This window comes from Mesorhizobium sp. M7A.F.Ca.CA.003.01.2.1 (assembly GCF_003998945.1).
In the GTDB taxonomy this organism is placed as follows: Bacteria; Pseudomonadota; Alphaproteobacteria; order Rhizobiales; family Rhizobiaceae; genus Mesorhizobium; species Mesorhizobium ciceri.
Map to the genome: position 1 here is coordinate 1 of NZ_RZRA01001068.1, position 1,765 is coordinate 1,765.

General features: G+C 62.8%; 3 protein-coding genes. 2 read left to right on the forward strand and 1 reads right to left on the reverse strand.

Going from position 1 to position 1,765, the window contains the following annotated elements:
• Positions 1–408 (forward strand): hypothetical protein (locus EN969_RS29715; protein ID WP_206525266.1); only part of this gene is annotated, 408 nt, incomplete at its 5' end.
• A gap of 326 nt (positions 409–734) precedes the next feature.
• Positions 735–1,331, forward strand: a complete 597-nt coding sequence (locus EN969_RS29720; RefSeq protein ID WP_127419659.1) for a glutathione S-transferase family protein — start codon at positions 735–737, stop codon at positions 1,329–1,331.
• Between the two features lie 95 nt (positions 1,332–1,426).
• On the opposite strand, the gene EN969_RS29725 is transcribed toward EN969_RS29720, so the two are convergent.
• Positions 1,427–1,765: outer membrane beta-barrel protein (locus EN969_RS29725; protein ID WP_164756823.1), on the reverse strand; the 339-nt coding region annotated here is incomplete at its 5' end.

The following is a 1,765-nucleotide window of genomic DNA, read 5'->3' on the forward strand; positions in this document are numbered from 1 at the left end:
GGCAAAAGCAGCACCGGCCAAGAAGCCGGCAGCGAAAGCTGCGGCGAAACCGGCAGTGAAGAAGGCGGCACCCGCCAAGGCAGCGGCAAAGCCGGCTGCCAAGGCGGCACCGGCCAAGAAGCCTGCAGCGAAAGCTGCGGCGAAACCCGCAGCGAAGAAGGCAGCAGCACCTGCCAAGAAACCGGCTGCCAAGGCTGCACCAGCCAAGAAGCCGGCTGCCAAGGCTGCTCCGGCAAAGAAGGCTGCGGCAGCGAAATCTTCAGCGCCGGTGAAGAAAGCGGCACCTGCGGCCAAGCCGAAGGCAGCGCCCGCGAAGGCCGGCAAGAAGTAGTCGCGCTTCCCTCGCCGGGGGCGGTGCCGAAACAGTCAAGGGCGGGTGCCTCACAGGGCGCCCCGCTCGTTGTTTAGGCAGTCGGAAGGCGAGAACAGAGGCGGACGGAGGATATCTTTTCGCAGCTCCCAGGACTTCGCCATAGGGCGGAGTCCGGTGGGGCTTTTTTCGTGTCATTCATGCGGGTGATGAAACATCGGCGCGAGGCTCGTCGGTCTTGCCAGTCGGCTGGCGGCTTCGCGCGATCCCGGCAACCATGGTGATGAAGCACCGTCTTCATGGAGCGCTCGCTAAACGGCCCTGGCCGCTGCGTCGCTCTGGCGGCTGGGTTTTCCGCTTCTGGCCATTGCCCGATCGCGCCCGATCGGTCAACACTGCCGGCCTGCAAAACAGGAAACGGATCATGCCCAGACTGCTCTATGCGTCGTCTTCTCCCTACAGTTCCAAGGTACGAATGGCGGCAGCCTATGCCGGCATCGCTGTCGATCTGGTGCCGATCAAGACCGAGGAGAAGCCGGCCGACTTGATGATCGCCAACCCGCTCGGCAAGATTCCGGTTCTGGTGCTCGACGACGGTCGCTCCATCCATGACAGTCGCGCCATCACCCAGCATCTCAACCGTTTGTCGAAGAGCGCGCTTTTTCCACGCAATCCCGACAAGCGGCTCGAGGCAGAAGTGCTGGAGGCATTGGCCGACGGCATTTGCGACTGTGCGCTGTCGATGGTCTATGAACGGCGCACGCGGCCTGAGGAGATGGTCTATCAGCCCTGGCTCGATCGCCAGTGGGCGAAGATCACGGCGGCACCCGACCTGCTCCACGCCAACCCGCCGAAGCTGCCGAAAAAGATCACCGCCGGCCAGATGGCGCTGCGCGCCTGCCTTTGCTATCTCGCGCTGCGCTTTGCCGGGAAATGGGAGAAGGGTCGCGCCCGGCTGACGCGGTGGGCGGCACGCTTCGACGAGAAGTTTCCAGAACTGAAGCCCTGCATTCCCGGTTGACCGCCCATTACCCGAATAGATTTACCCGGAAATCACGCGAGCATAAAAAAAGCCGGGCGCGAGGCCCGGCTTTTTCGTGTCGTGGCTTGAACGACTTAGAACTTCATACCGACGCCGAAGGTGACGCGGTTGTCGGTGGCCTTGACCTTGCCGATGCCATCGAAGCTCTTGCTGCCGAAGTCGGTGTAACGATACTCGACACGACCGAAGACATTGTCGGTCAGCTTGATGTCGGTGCCGAGACCGGCGGTCCAGCCGAGCAACGTGGCGCGGTCCGAACCGTATACGTCGTCTTCGACCTTCAGGCTTCTTCCGGCGAGACCGCCGGTGCCATAGAGCAGGATTTCGGGGGTCACGGCATAGCCGAGACGGGCTCGCAACGAACCCTCGAAGCCGGCCTTGGAATTGACGCCAGAATCGTCGCCCTTGACGCC